The following is a 1,706-nucleotide window of genomic DNA, read 5'->3' on the forward strand; positions in this document are numbered from 1 at the left end:
CACGCAGGGCCAGCTCGGCGCATGCGCGCTTCACTTCCTCCGGCACGACGTTATCGGCGACGAGGTACGGGTACGACCCAGTCGCGCCACGCACGAACGGCTCCAGATAGACGAACGAGCGTGGCCAGTCGAGCGCCTGCGTTGCCGTGGCGCGGAACCCTGCCCAGCGGCGACGGTACACCTGCGCCATGTAGTCAGTCGCGCGGCGCAGAGCCTGCTCACGCTGGATCTGCGAGATAGTCATCCACGTATCGTTGCCGCGGCTCGTGTGATACGCGATGCTGTCGGCTTCGCTGATGTACGATTCCGCGCCCGGAACGACTGCGCCAGTTTCAACGATAAGGCTCATGGATACCCCCGCGTAACGCCTGCGAGCGGGTAGGACGGCGATGCCCCTGCGAGCGGTCGCCCGGCCGTGGCGCCGGCCAGCGGGTAACTCTGCAATGCGCCTGTGAGGGGTCTTGCGGCGGGTACTCCCGCAAGCGGCGTCCCGCCGGTGGAATCGAAGACCTCCGCGCCATAGAAGTCGTCACCGTCATCGATCATGCTTGGCGTCAAGGTGACATTGACTGCCAAGATCAAGTTTGCCCCGTAGAACGCGTCCGCGTCAGTAACCGTCGCTGGCGTCAGCGCCACAGCGCCGGGAACTATGGCCGGCGGGTAGAACGTGTCCGCGTCAGATGACAACGCCGGCTGGAGCGCATAGGTACTCGTCAGCGTCGCAGCGTAGAACGTGTCCGCGTCAGCAGCCAGGGCGGGTGTCAGCGCCACGGCGCCCGGTGTCACTACCGCTGCGTAGAAAGTATCGCCGTCCGCGGCGCGCGCGGGCATCAGTGCGTAGGTGCTCGTAGCCGTCGCAGCGTAGAACGTGTCACCGTCCGTGGCGAGCGATGGCGTCAAGGACTGCGGTGCGCCGTTCTGGCTGGCCGTCGCAGTGTAGAATGTGTCGCCGTCCGTCACCAATGCCGCCACCAGCGCGACGGCGCCGCGGCTCACCGTCGCGGCGTAGAACGTGTCTGCGTCAGCAGCAAGCGCCGGCTGAAGCGTCTTGTCAGTCGTTGCAACACTTGCCGGAGCGGTGATCGGGTATAGCGTGACGTCGCTGCGCTGCGCTGCCTCCGCCCATGCCGAAGGCGCGATACTCATTACGATATCGCTCGTTGCCGCGCTAACCAGCGTGATTACCAGAGCGACCGCCGCGACGATGCCGGGCACGGGGTTCAGGTAGATAGTAGTCGGGCTATCCGATGCCGAAGCATCCGCCCGGTCAAGCGTAATGTCGCTCGTCGTGGCTGATCGTAGTGTGATGTTGGTCATAGCGTGGGAATCAACGTGTCGACCGTCGAACCGGCGAGGCTCCCGCTCGCATACTGCGCGACGAGGTAGTGCGCGACGCCCGGATACGGGGTCGGCACCTCGTACTGCCCGCGATCATCGCAGCCGACCTGACTAACGAACAGATCGTCCGATGTGCGGAAGCACTGAACCGCCGCGCCGCCGAGCGGATTGCCGCCAGAGTCCTTGCACGTGCCGCGAATGAACCACGGCCGCGTGCTGCCGCGGCTAATGCTGCTCGGCGCCTCGAAGCGGCCAGCTTCGGCAGCATCTTGTCCAAAGTAGATAGACGATGCAGAAGGGTCGCCGGCCATCATCTTCGACGTAGGCCACAGTTCGATCCAGTTCCCCTGCCCGCCACGAGCCGGCTC

3 protein-coding genes are annotated in these 1,706 nt (G+C 65.2%); all 3 read right to left on the reverse strand.

Annotated elements, in window-relative coordinates; all coding sequences use genetic code 11:
• Positions 1 to 349 (reverse strand): DnaT-like ssDNA-binding protein (locus HXX15_RS23050; RefSeq protein ID WP_296519243.1); only part of this gene is annotated, 349 nt, incomplete at its 3' end.
• The gene (locus HXX15_RS23055) at positions 346 to 1,317 is read right to left on the reverse strand and encodes a hypothetical protein (RefSeq protein ID WP_296519244.1); all 972 of its coding nucleotides are present in this window, start codon (positions 1,315 to 1,317) and stop codon (positions 346 to 348) included. The genes HXX15_RS23050 and HXX15_RS23055, both read right to left, overlap by 4 nt.
• The coding region (locus HXX15_RS23060; protein WP_296519245.1) for a hypothetical protein at positions 1,314 to 1,706 on the reverse strand (393 nt) is incomplete at its 5' end. The genes HXX15_RS23055 and HXX15_RS23060, both read right to left, overlap by 4 nt.

Origin of the sequence: Rhodopseudomonas sp., from assembly GCF_013377015.1 — a bacterium.
Classification (GTDB): Bacteria; Pseudomonadota; Alphaproteobacteria; order Rhizobiales; family Xanthobacteraceae; genus JARJEH01.